This window comes from Streptomyces sp. SL06 (assembly GCF_058244745.1).
Map to the genome: position 1 here is coordinate 5295587 of NZ_JBSYOT010000002.1, position 18435 is coordinate 5314021.

The window sequence follows — 18435 nt, forward strand, 5'->3', positions numbered from 1 at the left end:
TCGGCTGTTACTGCGGACAGCGATGGGACGCGGTGGACGGGGATACGGTTCCCGGCGGGGGCGCGTGTCGCCCGAACGGCCTCACGGCCGCCGGGGGGCGCTCAGTCGCCGTACTCCGACATCGCGTCCAGCAGACGGGCCGATGTCTGCGGCACCCGCACGCCGTGGATGAGCGGGACGGGCACCGGGTGCGCCGAGTCGTGCGCCGGGGCCGACCAGCGCGGGCTCATCCGGGCGCAGTCCCCGCGCAGCGACGCCAGGTCGCCGTCCAGGTCGGCCGGGGCGGGGTCGGCGGTCCTGAGATTCGTCATGAGCCACCGTAGGCACGATCCGGACCGCGAAGAAAGTTCTACTACCGGGTAGTTTTGCCTGCTTCGGCCGGGCGGCCCCGCCGGGTAGCGTGAACTGTCAGCCCGCCCTCCCCTCAAGGAGAGAGTCCACCCCGTGCGCATCGCAGTCACCGGCTCCATCGCCACCGACCATCTCATGACCTTCCCCGGCCGCTTCTCCGACCAGCTCGTCGCGGACCAACTGCACACGGTCTCGCTCTCCTTCCTCGTCGACCAGCTGGACGTCCGCCGGGGCGGCGTCGCCGCGAACATCGCCTTCGGCATGGGCCAGCTCGGCACCAGGCCGATCCTGGTCGGCGCCGCGGGTTCGGACTTCGACGAGTACCGCGCCTGGCTGGACCGGCACGGCGTCGACACCGGCTCGGTGCGCATCTCCGAGACCCTGCACACCGCCCGCTTCGTCTGCACCACCGACGCCGACCACAATCAGATCGGCTCCTTCTACACGGGCGCGATGAGCGAGGCCCGCCTCATCGAACTCAAGACCGTCGCCGACCGGGTGGGCGGCCTCGACCTCGTCTCCATCGGCGCCGACGACCCGGAGGCGATGCTCCGGCACACCGAGGAGTGCCGGACGCGGTCCATCCCCTTCGCCGCCGACTTCTCCCAGCAGATCGCCCGGATGAACGGCGAGGAGATCCGGATCCTGCTCGACGGGGCGACCTACCTCTTCTCCAACGCGTACGAGAAGGGGCTCATCGAGACCAAGACCGGCTGGACGGACGCGGAGATCCTCGACCGCGTCGGCCACCGCGTCACCACCCTCGGCGCGCGCGGCGTGCGCATCGAACGGGCCGGCGAGGAGGCCGTCGAGGTCGGCGTCCCCGACGAGGAGCGCAAGGCCGACCCGACCGGCGTCGGCGACGCCTTCCGCGCGGGGTTCCTGTCGGGACTGGCCTGGGGGGTGTCGTTCGAGCGGGCGGCGCAGATCGGGTGCATGCTGGCCACGCTCGTCATCGAGACGGTGGGGACGCAGGAGTACGAGTTGCAGCGGGTGCACTTCATGGAGCGGTTCACGAAGGCGTACGGGGACGAGGCCGCGTCGGAGGTCCGGGCCCACCTGGGTTGATCCCGGCCCCGCGCCCCTCGGGCGTCAGCTCACCCGGCGGACCGAGTAGGCGGTCCCTCCTTCCGCCGCCTCCTCTCCCACGTACTCCTGGCCCCGCATCTCGCACCACGCCGGGATGTCCAGGCGGGCCGCCTCGTCGTCGGACAGGACCCGGACCGTGCCGCCCACGGGTACGTCGCCGATGACCTTGGCGAGTTCGATCACCGGAATGGGGCAGCGCCGGCCCAGGGCGTCCACGACGAGGTCGGGGCCGGCGGCGCGGACGGTGTCCGTGGCCGCCGGCGCCCCGAGCTTCTCGCGCACCGCCGCCACCGTGCCCGGCAGCACCTCCAGGAACCGCTCGACCTCCTCGGCCGGTGTCCCCGGCGGCAGCGACACCCGGACGTTGCCCTCGCTGAGCACCCCCATCGCTGCGAGGACGTGGCTCGGCGTCAGGGTGCTGCTCGTGCAGGAGGAGCCGGAGGAGACGGAGAAGCCCGCGCGGTCCAGCTCGTGCAGCAGGCTCTCCCCGTCGACATAGAGACACGAGAAGGTGACGACACCGGGCAGCCGGCGCACCGGGTCGCCGACCACCTCCACGTCCGGCACCAGGGCCGGCACCCGTGCCCGGATCCGTTCCGTCAGCTCCCGCAGCCGGGCCGCCTCCGTGACCGCTTCCGCCCGCACCGCCCGCAGGGACGCCGCCGCGGCCACGATCGCCGGAAGGTTCTCGAACCCGGGCGCCCGGCCCGACTCCCGCTCGTCGCCCGGCCCCTGGGGAGCGAACCGCACGCCCTTGCGCACGACGAGCAGCCCGACCCCCGAGGGCCCGCCCCACTTGTGGGCACTCGCCGCGAGCAGCGACCAGCCGCCCTCGACGCGCCCCCACCCCACCGACTGCGCCGCGTCCACCAGCAGCGGCACCCCCGCCGCCCGGCAGACCTCGGCCGCCTCCGCCACCGGCTGCTCGGTGCCCACCTCGTGATTGGCCGACTGGAGACAGGCCAGCGCCGTGTCCTCGCGCAGGGCCGCGGCCCAGGCCCCCGGATCCACCGCGCCGGTCCGGTCCACCGGGACCTGGGTGAGGGTGCCGCCACCGGCCTCGTGCGTCTCGGCCGCGTGCAGCACGGAGGAGTGTTCGACGGCAGACACGATCAGGTGGCGTCCCGCGCGCCGCCGCCCGGCCAGCGCCCCCGCCACTCCCGTGTGCACCGCCCGCGTCCCCGAAGAGGTGAACACCAGCTCGTCCGCCCGGCACCCCACCGCCTCGGCGGTCGTCTCCCGGGCCGCGTCGAGCAGCAACCGGGCCCGCCGCCCCTCCCGGTAGAGCCGGGCGGGATCGGCCCACCCCTCGTCGAGGGAGGCCAGCAGGGCCTGCCGGGCGACGGGATGAAGAGGAACGGCGGAAGCAGCATCGAAGTAGGCCACACGGCAACGCTAAGACGTCCGCCAGGCGATGTCGGCAGGAGGCCCGGGGAACCGCGCGACAGGCCACGACGCACCGTCAGCCGCCCAACCACCGGCACGTCCCACCCCCGTGGACGCCCCGTCCCACCCTTTCAGGGTGAGCCCCGGCGCGTATGCCACCCTCCCCGCGACCCCCCGAAGGGCGTCGGCTAGGGTTTGGTCCGCATAAACATCAAACCCCTGCCCGACGCAGGGCGGCGACCGACCACCGAGAAGGCCGCAGCCGAACAGCGCGGGCGAGACTCTCGGGAAGGCGCTACGTGAGTCCCAACGGCTCCGACCTCCCCCACGCCGCGGGCGGCGCGGGCGGTACCCCCACGCCCCGGCGCCCGATGCGGCGGAAGCTGCTGCAGGCACTGACCGCGGGCCTGGTCCTGGCGACCGCCACCGGTTGCACATACGAGGACTTCCCCCGCCTCGGCATGCCCACCCCGACCACGGAAGAGGCTCCGCGGATCCTCTCCCTGTGGCAGGGGTCCTGGGCCGCCGCGCTGGCCACCGGCGTGCTGGTGTGGGGTCTGATCCTGTGGAGTGTCTTCTTCCACCGGCGCAGCCGCACCAAGGTCGAGGTCCCTCCGCAGACCAGGTACAACCTGCCCATCGAGGCGCTGTACACCATGGTTCCGCTCATCATCGTCTCGGTGTTGTTCTACTTCACCGCCCGTGACGAGTCCGATCTCATGAGCCTCAAGCAGAAGCCGGACGTCACGGTCAACGTGGTCGGCTTCCAGTGGAGCTGGTGCTTCAACTACGTCGAGAACGTCGACGGTTCCACCGGCGACGCGAAGACCTCCAAGGAACTGTCCGCGATCCCGGACCGGTTCACGAAGGACTTCCCTGCGGACGCCGGCGGCACCTACGACTGCGGCACCCCGGGCACGCGGAACCCGCAGACCGACAACCCGGGCCCGACCCTCTGGCTCCCCAAGGGCAAGACGGTCCGCTTCGTCCTGACCTCGCGTGATGTCATCCACTCCTTCTGGGTGGTGCCGTTCCTCATGAAGCAGGACGTCATTCCGGGCCACACCAACGCCTTCGAGGTGACCCCCAACAAGGAGGGCACCTTCCTCGGCAAGTGCGCCGAGCTGTGCGGCGTGGACCACTCCCGGATGCTGTTCAACGTGAAGGTCGTCTCCCAGGAGCGCTACGAGCAGCACCTCCAGGACCTCGTGAAGAAGGGGCAGACCGGTTACGTTCCCGCGGGCATCGCACAGACGAGCCACGAGAAGAACCGGGAGACGAACAACCTGTGAGCATCCTCAACGAACCCCAGGGTGCCTCGGCAGCAGAGGACTCGTACGAGAACGAGCTGCCGGTACGGCGCAAGCAGCCCGGCAACGTCGTGATCAAGTGGTTGACGACCACGGACCACAAGACGATCGGCACGCTGTATCTGGTGACGTCGTTCGCCTTCTTCTGCATCGGTGGCGTCATGGCTCTCGTCATGCGCGCCGAGCTGGCCCGGCCGGGTCTGCAGATCATGTCGAACGAGCAGTTCAACCAGGCGTTCACGATGCACGGCACGATCATGCTGCTGATGTTCGCGACGCCGCTGTTTGCCGGCTTCGCGAACTGGATCATGCCGCTGCAGATCGGCGCGCCGGACGTGGCCTTCCCCCGGCTGAACATGTTCGCCTACTGGCTGTACTCGTTCGGCTCGCTGATCGCGGTGGGCGGCTTCCTGACCCCGCAGGGCGCGGCCGACTTCGGCTGGTTCGCCTACTCGCCGCTGTCCGACGCGGTGCACTCGCCGGGCATCGGCGGTGACCTGTGGATCATGGGCCTGGCCTTCTCCGGCTTCGGCACCATCCTCGGCTCGGTCAACTTCATCACCACGATCATCTGCATGCGCGCGCCGGGCATGACCATGTTCCGCATGCCGATCTTCACCTGGAACGTGCTGCTGACCGGTGTGCTGGTCCTGCTGGCCTTCCCGGTGCTGGCCGCGGCCCTGTTCGCGCTGGAGGCGGACCGCAAGTTCGGTGCGCACATCTTCGACTCGTCCAACGGCGGGGCACTGCTCTGGCAGCATCTCTTCTGGTTCTTCGGGCATCCAGAGGTGTACATCATCGCGTTGCCGTTCTTCGGCATCGTCAGTGAGATCATCCCGGTCTTCTCCCGCAAGCCGATCTTCGGTTACATGGGCCTGATCGGCGCCACGATCGCGATCGCCGGTCTGTCGGTGACGGTGTGGGCCCACCACATGTATGTCACGGGCGGCGTGCTGTTGCCGTTCTTCTCCTTCATGACCTTCCTCATCGCGGTCCCGACCGGAGTGAAGTTCTTCAACTGGATCGGCACCATGTGGAAGGGCTCACTGTCCTTCGAGACACCGATGCTGTGGGTCACCGGCTTCCTGGTCACCTTCCTCTTCGGCGGTCTGACCGGTGTCATCCTGGCCGCGCCGCCGCTGGACTTCCACGTCTCGGACTCCTACTTCGTGGTGGCGCACTTCCACTACGTGGTGTTCGGCACGGTGGTGTTCGCGATGTTCGCCGGCTTCCACTTCTGGTGGCCGAAGTTCACCGGCAAGCTGCTGGACGAGCGGCTGGGCAAGATCACCTTCTGGACGCTGTTCATCGGCTTCCACGGCACGTTCCTGGTCCAGCACTGGCTGGGCGCCGAGGGCATGCCGCGCCGGTACGCCGACTACCTGGCGGCGGACGGCTTCACCGCCCTGAACACCATCTCGACGATCTCCTCGTTCCTGCTCGGCATGTCGATCCTGCCGTTCTTCTACAACGTGTGGAAGACGGCCAAGTACGGCAAGCCGGTCGGCGTGGACGACCCGTGGGGCTACGGCCGTTCGCTGGAGTGGGCGACCTCCTGCCCGCCGCCGCGGCACAACTTCCTCACGCTGCCGCGCATCCGCAGTGAATCCCCCGCCTTCGACCTGCACCACCCCGAGATCTCCGCGCTCGACCAGCTGGAGAACGTCGGCCACGGTGAGAAGGCCCTCGCCGGTGGCAAGGAGGCCGGGAAGTGAAGATCCAGGGCAAGATTTTCATCTGGCTGAGCGTCTTCCTGCTCGCCGTCGCGATCGTCTACGGCTACTGGTCCAAGGAGCCGGCCGGCACCACGGCCCTCTTCCTGGCCTTCGGCCTGGCCATCATGGTCGGCTTCTACCTGGCCTTCACGGCCCGGCGGGTCGACGTGGGCGCGCAGGACAACATGGAGGCGGACGTCGCGGACGACGCCGGCGAGGTCGGGTTCTTCAGCCCGCACAGCTGGCAGCCGCTGTCGCTCGGCATCGGCGGCGCGCTCGCCTTCCTGGGCGTGGCCGTCGGCTGGTGGATCATGTACTTCTCGGCACCGATCATCCTGGTCGGCCTCTTCGGCTGGGTCTTCGAGTACTACCGCGGTGAGAGCCGCACGCAGTAGCACGCGCCGCGTACCCAGGGGCCCGGACACTCCGTCAGGAGCGTCCGGGCCCCTTCGGCTGCCGTACTCCACTCACTCGTCCGGGTTACCCACCGTGCCGCCATTGACCTCGCTCTCTAGCGTGAAGTCATGAGGAACACGGCACACTTCCAGGCGCGGGGGCGTACGGTCGTCGGCTGCACCCTGCTGGTGATGGCCCTCGGCGCGAGCGTCACCGCCTGCCTCGGCGACGACGGCAACCCGCTGTCCGCCGCGCCCTACGACGCGGCGGGCCAGATCTCCTTCAACGGCCCCAAGGACGCCGGAAAGAAGGCCGACCCGGACAAGCCCCTGGAGGTCGTCGCCGAAGGCTCCGACGGGCGCATCACGGACGTCACGGCCATGGACGCCAAGGGCCGCTACGTCGCGGGCGAACTGTCCGCCGACGGCGCCCGCTGGCACAGCACCTCACCGCTCGCGGCCAACGCCAGCTACACGGTGCGGGTCAGCACCGAGGCCGGCGACGGGTCGCCCGGCCGCAAGATCCTCACCTTCGAGACGGGCAGGCCGAGCGCCAAGAAGACCCTGGACGTCGCCTTCGGGCCGAAGGCGGGCTCGTACGGCGTCGGGCAGCCGGTCACCGCGGAGCTGAGCCAGCCGGTCCGGGACAGCGCCCAGCGGGCCATAGTGGAGCGCGCCCTGAAGGTGGAGTCCAAGCCCTCGGTGGAGGGCGCCTGGCACTGGGTGGACGACAAGAAGCTCCACTACCGGCCCAAGGAGTACTGGCCCGCCCACGCCACCATCCAGGTCCGCAGCGGCCTCGACGGCATCAAGATCGGCGACCGGATGTGGGGCGGCGCCACCAAGCCCCTGAAGATCTCCACGGACGACCGCGTCGTGGCGGTCACCGACGCCGCCGCGCACACGCTGACGGTCTACCGGGACGGCGAGGAGGTCCGCCAACTCCCCGTCACCACCGGCAAGCCGGGCTTCGAGACCCGCAACGGCGTCAAGGTGATCCTCGGCAAGGAACCCTTCGTACGCATGCGCAGCACCAGCGTCGGCATCGCCGAGGGCTCCTCGGAGTCGTACGACCTGCCGGTGCACTGGGCCACCCGTGTGACCTGGAGCGGCGAGTACGTCCACGCCGCCCCCTGGTCCGTCGGCTCCCAGGGCATGGCCAACGTCAGCCACGGCTGCGTCGGCATGAGCACCGCCAACGCCGAGTGGTTCTTCGACACCGTCCAGGAGGGCGACCTCGTCGAGGTCGTCAACTCCGACGGCGAGACGATGGAACCCTTCGGCAACGGCTTCGGCGACTGGAACCTGGACTGGGCGAAGTGGCGCACGGGCAGCGCCCTGACGGGCGGTGCGGCAGGCGCCGCGAACACGCAGGAGGCGGCAAGGCTACGACCGACGGTGGCCTGACCCGCCGGGCGCGGTGCTGTACCGGGGTACGGCCCTCAGACGCCCTCCAGCCGCTTCTCCCGCAGCAGCGCGGCCAGCGCGTCCGCGAACTCCACCGGGTCCACCGGCAGCGTCACCGCCGCCTCCGCACGGCTCCAGGTCGCCAGCCACGCGTCCTGCGGCCGCGCGATGAGCAGCAGCACCGGCGGGGCCTGGAAGATCTCGTCCTTGAGCTGGCGGCACACGCCCATGCCGCCCATGGGCACGGCCTCGCCGTCCAGTACGCAGACGTCGATGCCGCCCCGGTCCAGCTCCTTGAACACGGCGGCCGGAGTGGCGCATTCCACGAACTCGACGACGGGCACGTCCGGGGCCGGCCGGCGGCCGGTCGCGAGCCGCACCTGTTCGCGGGTGTTGGAGTCGTCGCTGTAGACCAGCACCGTGGCGGTCGCCTGCATGCTTCCTCCGATACGCGGTGAAGACTGTCGTAGCCCGTTGGGCCGGATGCTACTCCCTCGGCCACCTCGTCAACACTGGTTCGCACATGGCTTCGAGGGTCCGTTCCCTGAGCCATACGGGCAGTACAGACGGGTCGGACACTCCGAACGGCACCCCCCGGGGTGAGGGCGGGATAAGCGACCGACATAATGTCGGTCGTGGCGACAGCAACGACAGTAGAAACCGGGCACGCGCACCCGTCGGTCAATCGGCCGAACCTCACCAGCGTCGGAACCATCATCTGGTTGAGTTCCGAGCTGATGTTCTTCGCGGCCCTCTTCGCGATGTACTTCACCCTGCGATCGGTGACCGGCCCGGACTTCTGGTCCGAGAAGGCCGACGCGTTGAACCTCCCGTTCTCCGCGACGAACACCACGGTCCTGGTGCTCTCCTCCCTGACCTGCCAGCTCGGCGTGTTCGCGGCCGAGCGCGGGGACGTCAAGAAGCTCAGGATGTGGTTCATCGTCACCTTCGTGATGGGTGCGATCTTCATCGGCGGTCAGGTGTTCGAGTACACCGAGCTGGTCAAGCACGAGGGCCTCTCGCTCTCGTCCGACGCGTACGGCTCGGCGTTCTACCTGACCACCGGCTTCCACGGACTGCACGTGACGGGCGGTCTCATCGCCTTCCTGCTGGTCCTCGGCCGCACCTACGCGGCCCGGAGGTTCACCCACGAGCAGGCGACCGCCGCCATCGTCGTGTCGTACTACTGGCACTTCGTCGATGTCGTCTGGATCGGCCTGTTCGCCACGATCTACCTGATCAAGTAGTCGCGGCACGCACCCGCGCAATACCAGAAGCATCGACGCAGAAGATCCTGACACCGGGGTAATCCGTGAAAAAGCTCTCCGCACGACGACGCCATCCGCTGGCGGCGCTCGTCGTCCTACTCCTCGCGCTGGCATGCACAGGGGGGCTGTACGCCGCGTTCGCACCCGCGAGCAAGGCGCAGGCCGATGAAACCGCCCAGTCCCTCACCATCGACGAGGGCAAGAAGCTCTACGCCGTCGGCTGTGCCAGTTGCCACGGCACCGGAGGTCAGGGCACCAGCGACGGTCCGAGCCTGGTCGGCGTGGGCGCCGCGGCCGTCGACTTCCAGGTGGGCACCGGCCGTATGCCCGCCCAGCAGCCCGGCGCGCAGGTCCCGAAGAAGAAGGTCATCTACTCCCAGGCGGAGATCGACCAGCTGGCGGCCTTCATCGCCTCGCTGGGCGCCGGTCCGGCCGTCCCGTCGGAGGAGAAGTACGGCCCGGAGGGCGCGGACATCGCCAAGGGCGGTGAGCTGTTCCGCAACAACTGCGCGCAGTGCCACAACTTCACCGGCAAGGGCGGCGCCCTGACGCACGGCAAGTTCGCGCCGAGCCTTGAGGACGTTCGACCCGAAGCACATCTACGAGGCCATGCAGACCGGCCCGCAGAACATGCCCTCCTTCCCCGACAGCACGCTGTCGGAGCAGAACAAGAAGGACATCATCGCCTACCTGGACGCGGTCAACAGCGACGACACCGAGAGCCCCGGCGGCCTCAGTCTCGGCGGACTGGGCCCGGTCAGCGAAGGGCTGTTCGCCTGGGTGTTCGGACTGGGCGCGCTGATCGCCGTCGCCGTCTGGGTCGCCGCTCGGACCGCAAAGGCCAGGAAGTCATGAGTAGCCAAGACATTCCAGAAGAGAACCTGCCCGCTGAGCAGGACACCCCGCACGGTGCGGTGAAGGTCGCCGACGAGAAGAACCCGTTCGCCGACCCCGGTCTGCCTCCCCACGAGCACCGGGTCCAGGACATCGACGAGCAGGCCGCCAGGCGGTCCGAGCGCACGGTCGCCCTGCTGTTCACGCTGTCGATGCTGGCCACCGTCGGCTTCATCGCCTCGTTCGTGACGATCCCGGTCGACAAGTCGGTCTACATCTTCCCGATCGGGCACATCAGCGCGCTGAACTTCGCGCTCGGCATGACGCTCGGCGTCGCGCTGTTCGCCATCGGCGCGGGCGCGGTCCACTGGGCCCGCACCCTGATGTCCGACGAGGAGGTCGCCGACGAGCGCCACCCGATCGAGGCGTCCCCCGAGGTCCGTGCCAAGGTCCACGCGGACTTCAAGCAGGGTGCCAAGGAGTCCGCGATCGGGCGCCGCAAGCTGATCCGCAACACGATGCTCGGCGCGCTCACCCTGGTGCCGCTCTCCGGCGTCGTCCTGCTGCGCGACCTCGGCCCGCTGCCCGGGACCAAGCTCCGCCACACCCTGTGGTCCAAGGGCAAGCTGCTCGTCAACATGAACACCGACGAGCCGCTGCGGCCCTCCGACGTCGCGGTGGGCTCGCTCACCTTCGCCAAGCCCGAGGGCCTGGAGGAGCACGACGAGGAGTTCCAGAACGAGATCGCCAAGTCGGCCCTGATGATCATTCGGCTGGAGCCGAACTCCATCAAGGACAAGCGCGAACTCGAGTGGTCGCACGAGGGCATCGTGGCGTACTCGAAGATCTGCACCCATGTCGGTTGCCCGATCTCCCTGTACGAGCAGCAGACGCACCACGCGCTCTGCCCCTGCCACCAGTCCACCTTCGACCTTGCCGACGGCGCCCGGGTGATCTTCGGTCCCGCCGGTCACGCCCTGCCGCAGTTGCGCATCGGCGTGAACGACGAGGGTTACCTCGAAGCGCTCGGCGACTTCGATGAGCCCGTCGGTCCTGCCTTCTGGGAGCGCGGATGAGCACTTCAGCCAACGACGACGCCCGCTCTCGCGGGAAGGGACCGGCCGGCGAGCGCGTAGCCGACTGGGCCGACGGCCGACTGGGGATCTACTCCCTGGCCAAGGCCAACATGCGCAAGATCTTCCCCGACCACTGGTCGTTCATGCTGGGTGAGGTCTGCCTCTACAGCTTCATCATCATCATCCTCACGGGTGTGTACCTGACGCTGTTCTTCCACCCGTCGATGAACGAGGTCACGTACCACGGCTCGTACGTGCCGTTGCAGGGCCAGCTGATGAGTGAGGCCTACGCCTCCACTCTGAACATCAGCTTCGACGTCCGCGGCGGTCTGCTGATCCGGCAGATCCACCACTGGGCGGCGCTGATCTTCCTGGCCGGCATGTTCGTGCACATGATGCGCGTCTTCTTCACCGGCGCGTTCCGCAAGCCGCGTGAGATCAACTGGCTGTTCGGCTTCCTGCTGCTCGTCCTCGGCATGTTCACCGGCTTCACCGGTTACTCGCTCCCGGACGACCTGCTCTCCGGCACCGGCATCCGCTTCATGGAGGGCGCGATCCTGTCCGTGCCGATCGTGGGCACGTACATCTCGTTCTTCCTGTTCGGCGGGGAGTTCCCCGGCCACGACTTCGTGGCCCGGTTCTACTCGATCCACATCCTGCTGCTGCCGGGCATCATGCTCGGGCTGGTGGTCGGCCACCTGATCCTGGTCTTCTACCACAAGCACACGCAGTTCGCGGGCCCCGGCAAGACCAACAAGAACGTCGTCGGCATGCCGCTGCTGCCGGTGTACATGGCGAAGGCCGGAGGCTTCTTCTTCCTGGTCTTCGGTGTGATCGCCGCCGTCTCGGCCATCGCCACGATCAACCCGATCTGGGCCATCGGCCCCTATCGGCCGGACATGGTCTCCACCGGCGCCCAGCCCGACTGGTACATGGGCTTCTCCGAGGGCCTGATCCGGGTGATGCCCGGCTGGGAGATCAACTTCTGGGGTCACACGCTCGTCCTGGGCGTGTTCGTCCCGCTGCTGATCTTCCCGCTGGTCCTGGCGGCGATCGCGGTCTACCCGTTCATCGAGTCCTGGGTCACCGGCGACAAGCGCGAGCACCACATCCTGGACCGCCCGCGCAACGCCCCGACCCGCACGGCCTTCGGTGTCGCCTGGCTGACCGTCTACTTCGTGCTGCTGATCGGTGGCGGCAACGACCTGTGGGCCACCCACTTCCACCTGTCGATCAACGCGATCACCTGGTTCGTCCGCATCGCGTTCTTCGTCGGCCCGGTCCTCGCGTTCATCGCCACCAAGCGGATCTGCCTCGGCCTCCAGCGCCGGGACAGGGAGAAGGTGCTGCACGGCCGCGAGTCGGGCATCATCAAGCGCCTGCCGCACGGTGAGTTCATCGAGGTGCACGAGCCGCTCAGCCAGGAGCAGCTGCACACCCTCACGGCGCACGAGCAGTACAAGCCGGCCGAGATCGGCCCCTCGGTCGACGAGAACGGTGTCGAGCGCAAGACGAAGAGCACCGAGAAGCTGCGCGCCAAGCTCAGCAACGCCTACTACGGCGAGGACGCGCAGATTCCGAAGCCGACCGTCGAGGAGTACAAGGAGATCACGAGCGGCCACGGCCACCACTGACCCTCCCGCGTCGCCACACCACGGTCGAAGGGCCCCGTCCGGTCTGCGGACGGGGCCCTTCGCCGTGCCCGGGGCCTGGATAGGGTGGGACCCGCACCCACCTTCCGCCACTTCCACGACACACACGATTCAGGAGCGGCTCATGAGCGCTGTGACCCCCGCTGGAGGCGACACCGCGGCGGGCCGCTCCTGGCCCGCCCTGCTGAACGGACTGCTGGACGGCCGGGACCTGTCCGCGGACGACACCGCCTGGGCGCTGGACGTGATCATGCGCGGCGAGGCGACGGACGCCCAGATCGCCGGGTTCGCGGTGGCGCTCAGAGCCAAGGGGGAGACCGTCGAGGAACTCTCCGGTCTCGTCCGCACGATGTACGAGCACGCCCATGTGATCGAGGTGCCGGGGGAGACGGTCGACATCGTCGGCACCGGCGGCGACGGGGCCAGGACGGTCAACATCTCCACCATGTCCGCGATCGTCGTGGCCGGCACCGGCGCGAAGGTCGTCAAGCACGGCAACCGGGCCGCCTCCTCCGCGTCCGGCGCCTCCGACGTGCTGGAGAAGCTCGGGGTCAACCTGGAGCTGACGCCGAAGCGGGTGGCCGAGGTCGCCGAGGAGGCCGGCATCACCTTCTGCTTCGCCGTGAAGTTCCACCCGGCGCTGCGCCATGTGGCGGCGGCGCGCGGCCAGTTGGGCATCCGCACGGTGTTCAACTTCCTGGGCCCGCTGACCAACCCGGCCCGGGTCAAGGCGCAGGCGATCGGGGTCGCGCACGCCCGGATGGCGCCGATCATCGCCGGTGTCTTCGCGGAGCGCGGCCACTCCTCCCTGGTCTTCCGCGGCGACGACGGCCTCGACGAGCTGACCACGACGTCCACCTCCCGGGTCTGGGTCGTGCGGGACGGCGCGGTGAGCGAGGAGGTCTTCGACCCCCGGGACGTCGGCCTCGACCTGGTGCCGGTGGAGGCGCTGCGCGGCGCCGACGCCTCCTACAACGCCGATGTCGCCCGCCGCCTGCTGGCCGGCGAGACCGGCCCCGTACGGGACGCGGTGCTGCTGAACTCGGCGGCGGCCCTGGCGGCCCTGGAGCCCGGCGACGGACCCCTGGCCGCGCGGATCCGGGCCGGCATGGACCGGGCCGCCGAGTCGATCGACTCGGGGGCCGCCGCGCGCGTCCTGGACCGCTGGGTGGCCGCGAGCCACGCGTAGGGCCTCCGGGATCCCCGTCCCGCGATCCGGACTCGGGTTGCGGGACGGCGATCCCCTGACGTACTTTCCTTTCCAGGTCATGAGTGACAGTCATTCGGCCCCGGCCGACTGTCCGGCAACCCTCCGTCCGTGGCGGGGTGCCCCGGGTGAAGACCAGGTCGTGGACAGCAAGGTTCACGACAAGCGCGGACCCCTCGCGAAACCAGGGGTCCTGGGTCGTTCGAGGGAGTCTCCCGTGAACCAGCGAATGCGATAGGGCCGCAGAGCCCCGCCTCCGCATCCTTCTCTGCTCACCTTCTCCGCCCTCCTCCGCGCTTGAGCCGTCCCGGTTCGCGCGGCGATGGCGGCCGCCTTCACGGGAGTACACCCATGTCCGTCTCCACGCACGCCGCCGACCAGACCGTCTGTGCCCCGCTGCCCGTTCTGGGCCGGGACGTGACCGTGCCGCTCGTCACCGGCGGAGAGGTCACCTACGCCGCGCTCGACTACGCCGCCAGCGCCCCCGCGCTCCAGCGGGTCTGGGACGACGTGGCGGCCTACGCCCCGTACTACGGCAGTGTCCACCGCGGCGCCGGGTATCTGTCGCAGCTGTCCACCGACCTGTTCGAGAACGCCCGCAGGACCGTCGCGGAGTTCCTCGGCTGCCGGGAGGACGACCAGGTCGTCTTCACCCGGTCCACCACCGACTCCCTGAACCTGCTCGCCGCCGCGCTGCCGGCCGGCTGCCGGGTCTACGTCTTCGAGACCGAGCACCACGCCTCGCTGCTGCCCTGGCGGGACGCGGACGTGACCTACCTGGACGCCCCGCGCACCCCGGCCCAGGCCGTCGAGACCCTCGAACGCGCCCTCACCGCCCGCGAGCCCCACGGACCCGCCCTGGTCTGCGTCACCGGCGCCTCCAACGTCACCGGCGAGCTGTGGCCGGTGCGCGAGCTGGCCGCCGCCGCGCACGCGCACGGCGCCCGGATCGTCCTCGACGCCGCCCAGCTCGCCCCGCACCACGCCGTCTCGGTGGCCGGCCTCGACGTGGACTGGGTCGCCTTCTCCGGGCACAAGCTGTACGCGCCCTTCGGCTCCGGTGTGCTGGCCGGCCGCGCCGACTGGCTGCGCGAGGCCGAGCCGTACCTCGCCGGCGGCGGCGCCAGCCGCAGGGTCGCCCGGCGTCCCGACGGCGGCGTGGACGTCCAGTGGCACGACAGCGCCGCCCGCCACGAGGCCGGCTCGCCCAACGTCATCGGCGCCTACGCCATCGCCTCCGCCTGCAAGGCGCTCACCGAGGCCGGCTTCGACACGCTGGTCGCCCGCGAGGAGTACCTGATCCGGAAGGTGCGGGAGGGACTCGCGCAGGTGCCGCAGGTGCGCGTGCTCTCCCTCTTCGGCGACGACGCGCCCCGTGTCGGCGTGCTCTCCTTCGTCGTCGAGGGCTGGAACAGCTCCCACTTCGCCGCCGCGCTCTCCGCCGAGTACGGCATCGGCGTGCGCGACGGACTGTTCTGCGCCCACCCGCTGGTGCGCACCCTGCTCGGCAGCGAACCGCAGACGCAGGGCGAGTGCGGCGCCCCCGAGGCGGCACCCGGCGAGAAGTCCCTCAACGCCATCCGGGTGAGCTTCGGCGCGGGCACCCCGGACGAGCACGTCGAGCGGTTCGTGACCGCGGTCAAGGAGCTGGTGAGCGACGGCGCGCGGTGGAACTACCGCACCGAGGACGGCCGTTGCGTGCCCGACAGGTCGGGCGCCGAAGCCTCCGCCGCCTGACCCGGCGGCCGGGACCCCGGCCGGGCGTCAGTTGTCGAGCCCGATGGCGAACGCGGCCTCCAGGTCGTGCTGCGAGTAGGTACGGAACGCCACGTGCGTGTCCGTGCCCTCCACGCCCGGGATCTTGCTGATCCGGCCGGGGATCACCTCCGCGAGGTCCTCGTGCCGGCTCACCCGGACCATGGCGATCAGGTCGTAGGTGCCCGTGACGGAGAAGACCTCGCTGACGCTGTCCAGCGCGGCGATCTGCTCCGCGATCTCGGGGATCCGGTCCACGCTGGTCTTGATGAGGACGATCGCGCTGATCACGGCTGGTTCTCTCCCTCGGGCGCCGCCACTGGAACGTCCTTCACTCTAGTCGTACGCCCGAACCGCACCCAGGCGAAGACGAAGCCCAGCCCGAAGCCCACCAGGTGCGCGAGGTACGCCACTCCCGGGCCGTCCCCGGCCCGCCCGGCCGCCATCCACTGCAGGCCCGCCCAGAACGGCAGCACGATCCACGCGGGAAAGCGCAGCGGCAGGAAGAAGAGGAAGGGCAGCAGGCTGGTGACACGGGCGCTCGGGAACAGGAACAGGAACGCGCCGAGGACGGCGGAGATCGCCCCCGAGGCGCCGACCAGGGGCTGCTGGGAGTGGGCGTTGGCCCCGGCGTAGCCGAGCAGGGCCAGACAGCCGCAGCCGAGGTAGAACAGGGCGAACTGGAGCCGGCCCATCCGTTCCTCGGTCATCACGCCGAAGACGTAGAGGAAGAGCATGTTGCCCAGCAGGTGCACCCAGCTGCCGTGGACGAACAGCGCCGTGGCCGGGGTGAGGGCGGACCCGGGGGAGTCCTCGAACAATTCTGCGGGGATCACGCCCCAGCGCCGGAAGTAGGCGCGCTGCGCGGCGATCAGCCCGTCCCCCGTGCCGTACCCCGGGTTCAGCCCCGCCGCCGGGCTGACCAGGAACAGCAGACAGCACACGGTGATCAGCCCGTACGTCACCGGCGCCGTGCGGCCCCGCGGCCTGCGGGCCGCGCCGAGTGTCCTGACCTTTCCGAGGGCCGTCGTGCGCCAGTTGCGGATCATGTACACAGAGCATGACGCAACGGGACGCAACCGCCCGGACCGCCTCGCCGCCGTGGACGCGCGGGCGTCGGGTACCCGCCAGGCCGTAGGGTTACGAGCCACACGCACCGGGGCGGTCCGGCGCGTCGCCGACACTGGAAGAGAGTGACCAGCCACGATGACGGTTCCCCTGCCGACCGACACGACGCGGTGGCGCTGCACCCTGTGCGGCAACCTCACCCGCTTCGACGTGACCCGGGCCTCGAAGGCCGTCGAGTACGTGCACCTCGATCTGGCCGGCGAGCCGAAGATCGAGGAGCGCGAGGTGCTCAGTGAGACCATCGAGTCGGTGCGGTGTCGCTGGTGCAACGCCGTGGACCAGGTGGAACTCGTGGACAGGCCGGGTGCCGCCTCCTGAGCGGAGCGGCCCCGCACGAGGCGGTCCCGCAGTGGGGTCGTCCTGAGACATTTGGGGTGACGGATGGTGGAGACACATGGCGGGGAGCCGGGCGACGGCGCCGCTGAGGTGCTCGACCGCCCGCTGCCCGACGGCGTGCGCCGCAGGGTCGTGCAGATCGTGTCCGACGGCTTCGGCGGGCTCACCCTCGGCGAGCTGCCCGCGCAGCTGAGGCAGTACGCCAGGTTCACCCCGACCCGCAGGGCCAAGTTCGCCGGCAACGCCATGGCCGCGGCCGTGGAGAGCGACCCGCTGTTCCGCCAGCGCATCGGCGAGAAGTTCCGGGACGCCCAGCCGGAGCTGTCCGGCGCCCTGGACGCCGGCTCCCCGCCCCCCGCCGCCGACCCGCTCGACGTGGCCGCCGCGGCCTATGTGCTGCGGCCGCACGGCTGGGTGAAGCTGGTGACCGCGGCCGGCGAGGAGGCGCAGCGCGCGGACGCCGAGCGCGCCGACGAGGAGAGCCGCGCCGAGCTGGGGCGGCTGCACGAGGAGCTGGAGCGGGCCCGGGAGCACACCAGGAGCGAGACCGAGCGGCTGCGCGTCGAGCTGGAGTCGGCGAAGAAGGAGGCCGAGTCGCTGCACCGCAAGCTGCGCTCCGCCCTCAGCGATGTCAGACGCGGCGAGGCGGCGCTGCGCAAGGTCCAGGCCGAGATGGACGCCGTCCGTGCCGAGGGGCAGGCCCAGGTGTCCGCCGCCGAGAGCGAGTCCCGGCGGCTCAAGGCCAGACTCGGGGAGGCGGAGGCCGCCCTGGAGGCCACCCGCAGGGCGGCCCGCGAAGGACGCAGCGTCGAGGACATGCGGGTGCGGCTGCTCCTGGACACCCTGCTGGACGCCACCCAGGGGCTGCGCAGGGAGCTGGCGCTGCCCCCGGTGTCCGTGCGGCCCGCGGAGACCGTGGACGCGGTCGAGCCGGGCCGGATGACGCCGAAGGACATCGCCGCGCGCGCCCTGTCCGAGAACGACCCCGCCATCCTCGACCAGTTGCTCGCGCTGCCGCAGGCCCACCTGGTCGTCGACGGCTACAACGTCACCAAGACCGGCTATCCGCAGATGCCGCTGGAGAAGCAGCGGCTGCGGCTGCTGGGTCAGCTCTCCCAGCTCGCCGCGCAGACCGGGGCCGAGATGACCTGCGTCTTCGACGGCGCCGAGCTGGTCGCGCCGGTGCTCCTTGCGCCGCCGCGCGGGGTGCGGGTGCTGTTCTCCAAGCCCGGCGTCACCGCCGACGAGCTGATCCGCCAGCTGGTGCGGGCCGAGCCGCCGGGCCGGCCGGTCATCGTCGTCTCCACCGACCGCGAGGTCGCCGACGGAGTGGCGCGCGCCGGCGCGCGCCCGGTGGCATCCGCGGTGCTTCTCAAGCGGCTTTCCTGACTGCTGATTCACTTCCGTCCCATCCGCAACGTAGGGGCTCTATGCCCCAATTGACGGAACCGTCACGCGACGTAGTGTCAGTCCGGCGTCACAGCAGGTGAGTTGTGGCAAAGAATGCGGTGCGTAACCGGGTTTTT

General features: G+C 70.0%; 18 protein-coding genes, 1 pseudogene and 1 riboswitch. Of the genes and pseudogenes, 14 read left to right on the top strand and 5 right to left on the bottom strand.

Annotation, left to right across the window (positions count from 1 at the left end; translation table 11 throughout):
- Window positions 1–101: 101 nt before the first annotated feature.
- Window positions 102–311 carry a hypothetical protein gene (locus AC4IHM_RS24250; RefSeq protein ID WP_490869115.1) on the bottom strand — a complete coding sequence of 70 codons (210 nt, stop codon included), beginning with the start codon at window positions 309–311 and terminating at the stop codon, window positions 102–104.
- A gap of 133 nt (window positions 312–444) precedes the next feature.
- On the opposite strand from AC4IHM_RS24250, the gene AC4IHM_RS24255 reads away from it, so the two are divergent.
- Window positions 445–1419 carry a carbohydrate kinase family protein gene (locus tag AC4IHM_RS24255; RefSeq protein ID WP_490869116.1) on the top strand — a complete coding sequence of 325 codons (975 nt, stop codon included), beginning with the start codon at window positions 445–447 and terminating at the stop codon, window positions 1417–1419.
- Window positions 1420–1443: 24 nt separating this feature from the next.
- Here the strand turns inward: AC4IHM_RS24255 and AC4IHM_RS24260 are convergent, their stop codons facing one another.
- Window positions 1444–2826, bottom strand: coding sequence for a cysteine desulfurase/sulfurtransferase TusA family protein (locus tag AC4IHM_RS24260; RefSeq protein WP_490869117.1), 1383 nt, complete (start codon window positions 2824–2826; stop codon window positions 1444–1446).
- A gap of 299 nt (window positions 2827–3125) precedes the next feature.
- Between AC4IHM_RS24260 and ctaC the strand changes: the two genes are divergently transcribed.
- The 4 genes from ctaC to AC4IHM_RS24280 all read left to right on the top strand — a co-directional run bounded on the left by ctaC (window position 3126) and on the right by AC4IHM_RS24280 (window position 7653).
- Window positions 3126–4118, top strand: coding sequence for an aa3-type cytochrome oxidase subunit II (gene ctaC / locus AC4IHM_RS24265; RefSeq protein WP_490869118.1), 993 nt, complete (start codon window positions 3126–3128; stop codon window positions 4116–4118).
- Window positions 4115–5851: an aa3-type cytochrome oxidase subunit I gene (gene ctaD / locus AC4IHM_RS24270; protein ID WP_490869119.1), complete on the top strand. Its 1737-nt coding sequence runs from the start codon at window positions 4115–4117 to the stop codon at window positions 5849–5851. The genes ctaC and ctaD overlap by 4 nt, the downstream gene beginning before the upstream one ends.
- Window positions 5848–6246, top strand: coding sequence for a cytochrome c oxidase subunit 4 (locus AC4IHM_RS24275; RefSeq protein WP_490869120.1), 399 nt, complete (start codon window positions 5848–5850; stop codon window positions 6244–6246). Before ctaD ends, AC4IHM_RS24275 begins: the two co-directional genes overlap by 4 nt.
- A gap of 129 nt (window positions 6247–6375) precedes the next feature.
- The gene (locus tag AC4IHM_RS24280; RefSeq protein ID WP_490869121.1) at window positions 6376–7653 is read left to right on the top strand and encodes a L,D-transpeptidase; all 1278 of its coding nucleotides are present in this window, start codon (window positions 6376–6378) and stop codon (window positions 7651–7653) included.
- 35 nt (window positions 7654–7688) lie between these two features.
- Here the strand turns inward: AC4IHM_RS24280 and AC4IHM_RS24285 are convergent, their stop codons facing one another.
- The gene (locus AC4IHM_RS24285; RefSeq protein WP_490869122.1) at window positions 7689–8090 is read right to left on the bottom strand and encodes a response regulator; all 402 of its coding nucleotides are present in this window, start codon (window positions 8088–8090) and stop codon (window positions 7689–7691) included.
- A gap of 189 nt (window positions 8091–8279) precedes the next feature.
- On the opposite strand from AC4IHM_RS24285, the gene ctaE reads away from it, so the two are divergent.
- The 7 genes and pseudogenes from ctaE (at window position 8280) to AC4IHM_RS24320 (ending at window position 15427) form a co-directional block, all read left to right on the top strand.
- The gene (ctaE, locus tag AC4IHM_RS24290; RefSeq protein WP_490869123.1) at window positions 8280–8900 is read left to right on the top strand and encodes an aa3-type cytochrome oxidase subunit III; all 621 of its coding nucleotides are present in this window, start codon (window positions 8280–8282) and stop codon (window positions 8898–8900) included.
- A gap of 65 nt (window positions 8901–8965) precedes the next feature.
- Window positions 8966–9538, top strand: a pseudogene (gene qcrC / locus AC4IHM_RS24295) (cytochrome bc1 complex diheme cytochrome c subunit); the annotation flags it as partial.
- Complete coding sequence (locus AC4IHM_RS24300) at window positions 9495–9776, top strand: hypothetical protein (protein ID WP_490871022.1); 282 nt, start codon at window positions 9495–9497, stop codon at window positions 9774–9776. The pseudogene qcrC and the gene AC4IHM_RS24300, both read left to right, overlap by 44 nt.
- Window positions 9773–10831 (top strand): cytochrome bc1 complex Rieske iron-sulfur subunit, encoded by a 1059-nt coding sequence (gene qcrA / locus AC4IHM_RS24305; protein ID WP_490870921.1) that lies wholly within the window; start codon window positions 9773–9775, stop codon window positions 10829–10831. Before AC4IHM_RS24300 ends, qcrA begins: the two co-directional genes overlap by 4 nt.
- On the top strand, window positions 10828–12465 hold the full coding sequence (qcrB, locus tag AC4IHM_RS24310; protein ID WP_490869124.1) for a cytochrome bc1 complex cytochrome b subunit: 1638 nt from the start codon (window positions 10828–10830) through the stop codon (window positions 12463–12465). The genes qcrA and qcrB overlap by 4 nt, the downstream gene beginning before the upstream one ends.
- A 142-nt stretch (window positions 12466–12607) precedes the next feature.
- Complete coding sequence (trpD, locus tag AC4IHM_RS24315) at window positions 12608–13672, top strand: anthranilate phosphoribosyltransferase (RefSeq protein WP_490869125.1); 1065 nt, start codon at window positions 12608–12610, stop codon at window positions 13670–13672.
- Window positions 13673–13747: 75 nt separating this feature from the next.
- Window positions 13748–13864, top strand: a riboswitch (SAM riboswitch).
- 177 nt (window positions 13865–14041) lie between these two features.
- Window positions 14042–15427, top strand: coding sequence for an aminotransferase class V-fold PLP-dependent enzyme (locus tag AC4IHM_RS24320; protein ID WP_490869126.1), 1386 nt, complete (start codon window positions 14042–14044; stop codon window positions 15425–15427).
- Between the two features lie 27 nt (window positions 15428–15454).
- Here the strand turns inward: AC4IHM_RS24320 and AC4IHM_RS24325 are convergent, their stop codons facing one another.
- On the bottom strand, window positions 15455–15736 hold the full coding sequence (locus AC4IHM_RS24325; RefSeq protein ID WP_490869127.1) for an Lrp/AsnC family transcriptional regulator: 282 nt from the start codon (window positions 15734–15736) through the stop codon (window positions 15455–15457).
- Window positions 15733–16494 carry a rhomboid family intramembrane serine protease gene (locus AC4IHM_RS24330; RefSeq protein ID WP_490869128.1) on the bottom strand — a complete coding sequence of 254 codons (762 nt, stop codon included), beginning with the start codon at window positions 16492–16494 and terminating at the stop codon, window positions 15733–15735. The genes AC4IHM_RS24325 and AC4IHM_RS24330 overlap by 4 nt, the downstream gene beginning before the upstream one ends.
- Before the next feature lie 157 nt (window positions 16495–16651).
- Here AC4IHM_RS24330 and AC4IHM_RS24335 point away from each other — a divergent pair, with 157 nt between their 5' ends.
- Window positions 16652–16891 (top strand): hypothetical protein, encoded by a 240-nt coding sequence (locus tag AC4IHM_RS24335; RefSeq protein ID WP_490869129.1) that lies wholly within the window; start codon window positions 16652–16654, stop codon window positions 16889–16891.
- Window positions 16892–16954: 63 nt separating this feature from the next.
- Entirely contained in the window at window positions 16955–18298 is a 1344-nt protein-coding gene (locus AC4IHM_RS24340; RefSeq protein ID WP_490869130.1) for an NYN domain-containing protein, read from the top strand.
- The last annotated feature ends 137 nt before the right edge of the window (window positions 18299–18435 follow it).

Excerpts from the sequence above, each read along its gene's own strand:
- AC4IHM_RS24250 (WP_490869115.1), bottom strand. The coding sequence starts at position 311 with ATGACGAATCTCAGGACCGCCGACCCCGCCCCGGCCGACCTGGACGGC.
- AC4IHM_RS24280 (WP_490869121.1), top strand. The coding sequence starts at position 6,376 with ATGAGGAACACGGCACACTTCCAGGCGCGGGGGCGTACGGTCGTCGGC.
- AC4IHM_RS24285 (WP_490869122.1), bottom strand. The coding sequence starts at position 8,090 with ATGCAGGCGACCGCCACGGTGCTGGTCTACAGCGACGACTCCAACACC.
- ctaE (WP_490869123.1), top strand. The coding sequence starts at position 8,280 with ATGTCGGTCGTGGCGACAGCAACGACAGTAGAAACCGGGCACGCGCAC.
- qcrA (WP_490870921.1), top strand. The coding sequence starts at position 9,773 with ATGAGTAGCCAAGACATTCCAGAAGAGAACCTGCCCGCTGAGCAGGAC.
- qcrB (WP_490869124.1), top strand. The coding sequence starts at position 10,828 with ATGAGCACTTCAGCCAACGACGACGCCCGCTCTCGCGGGAAGGGACCG.
- trpD (WP_490869125.1), top strand. The coding sequence starts at position 12,608 with ATGAGCGCTGTGACCCCCGCTGGAGGCGACACCGCGGCGGGCCGCTCC.
- AC4IHM_RS24320 (WP_490869126.1), top strand. The coding sequence starts at position 14,042 with ATGTCCGTCTCCACGCACGCCGCCGACCAGACCGTCTGTGCCCCGCTG.
- AC4IHM_RS24330 (WP_490869128.1), bottom strand. The coding sequence starts at position 16,494 with ATGATCCGCAACTGGCGCACGACGGCCCTCGGAAAGGTCAGGACACTC.
- AC4IHM_RS24335 (WP_490869129.1), top strand. The coding sequence starts at position 16,652 with ATGACGGTTCCCCTGCCGACCGACACGACGCGGTGGCGCTGCACCCTG.
- AC4IHM_RS24340 (WP_490869130.1), top strand. The coding sequence starts at position 16,955 with ATGGTGGAGACACATGGCGGGGAGCCGGGCGACGGCGCCGCTGAGGTG.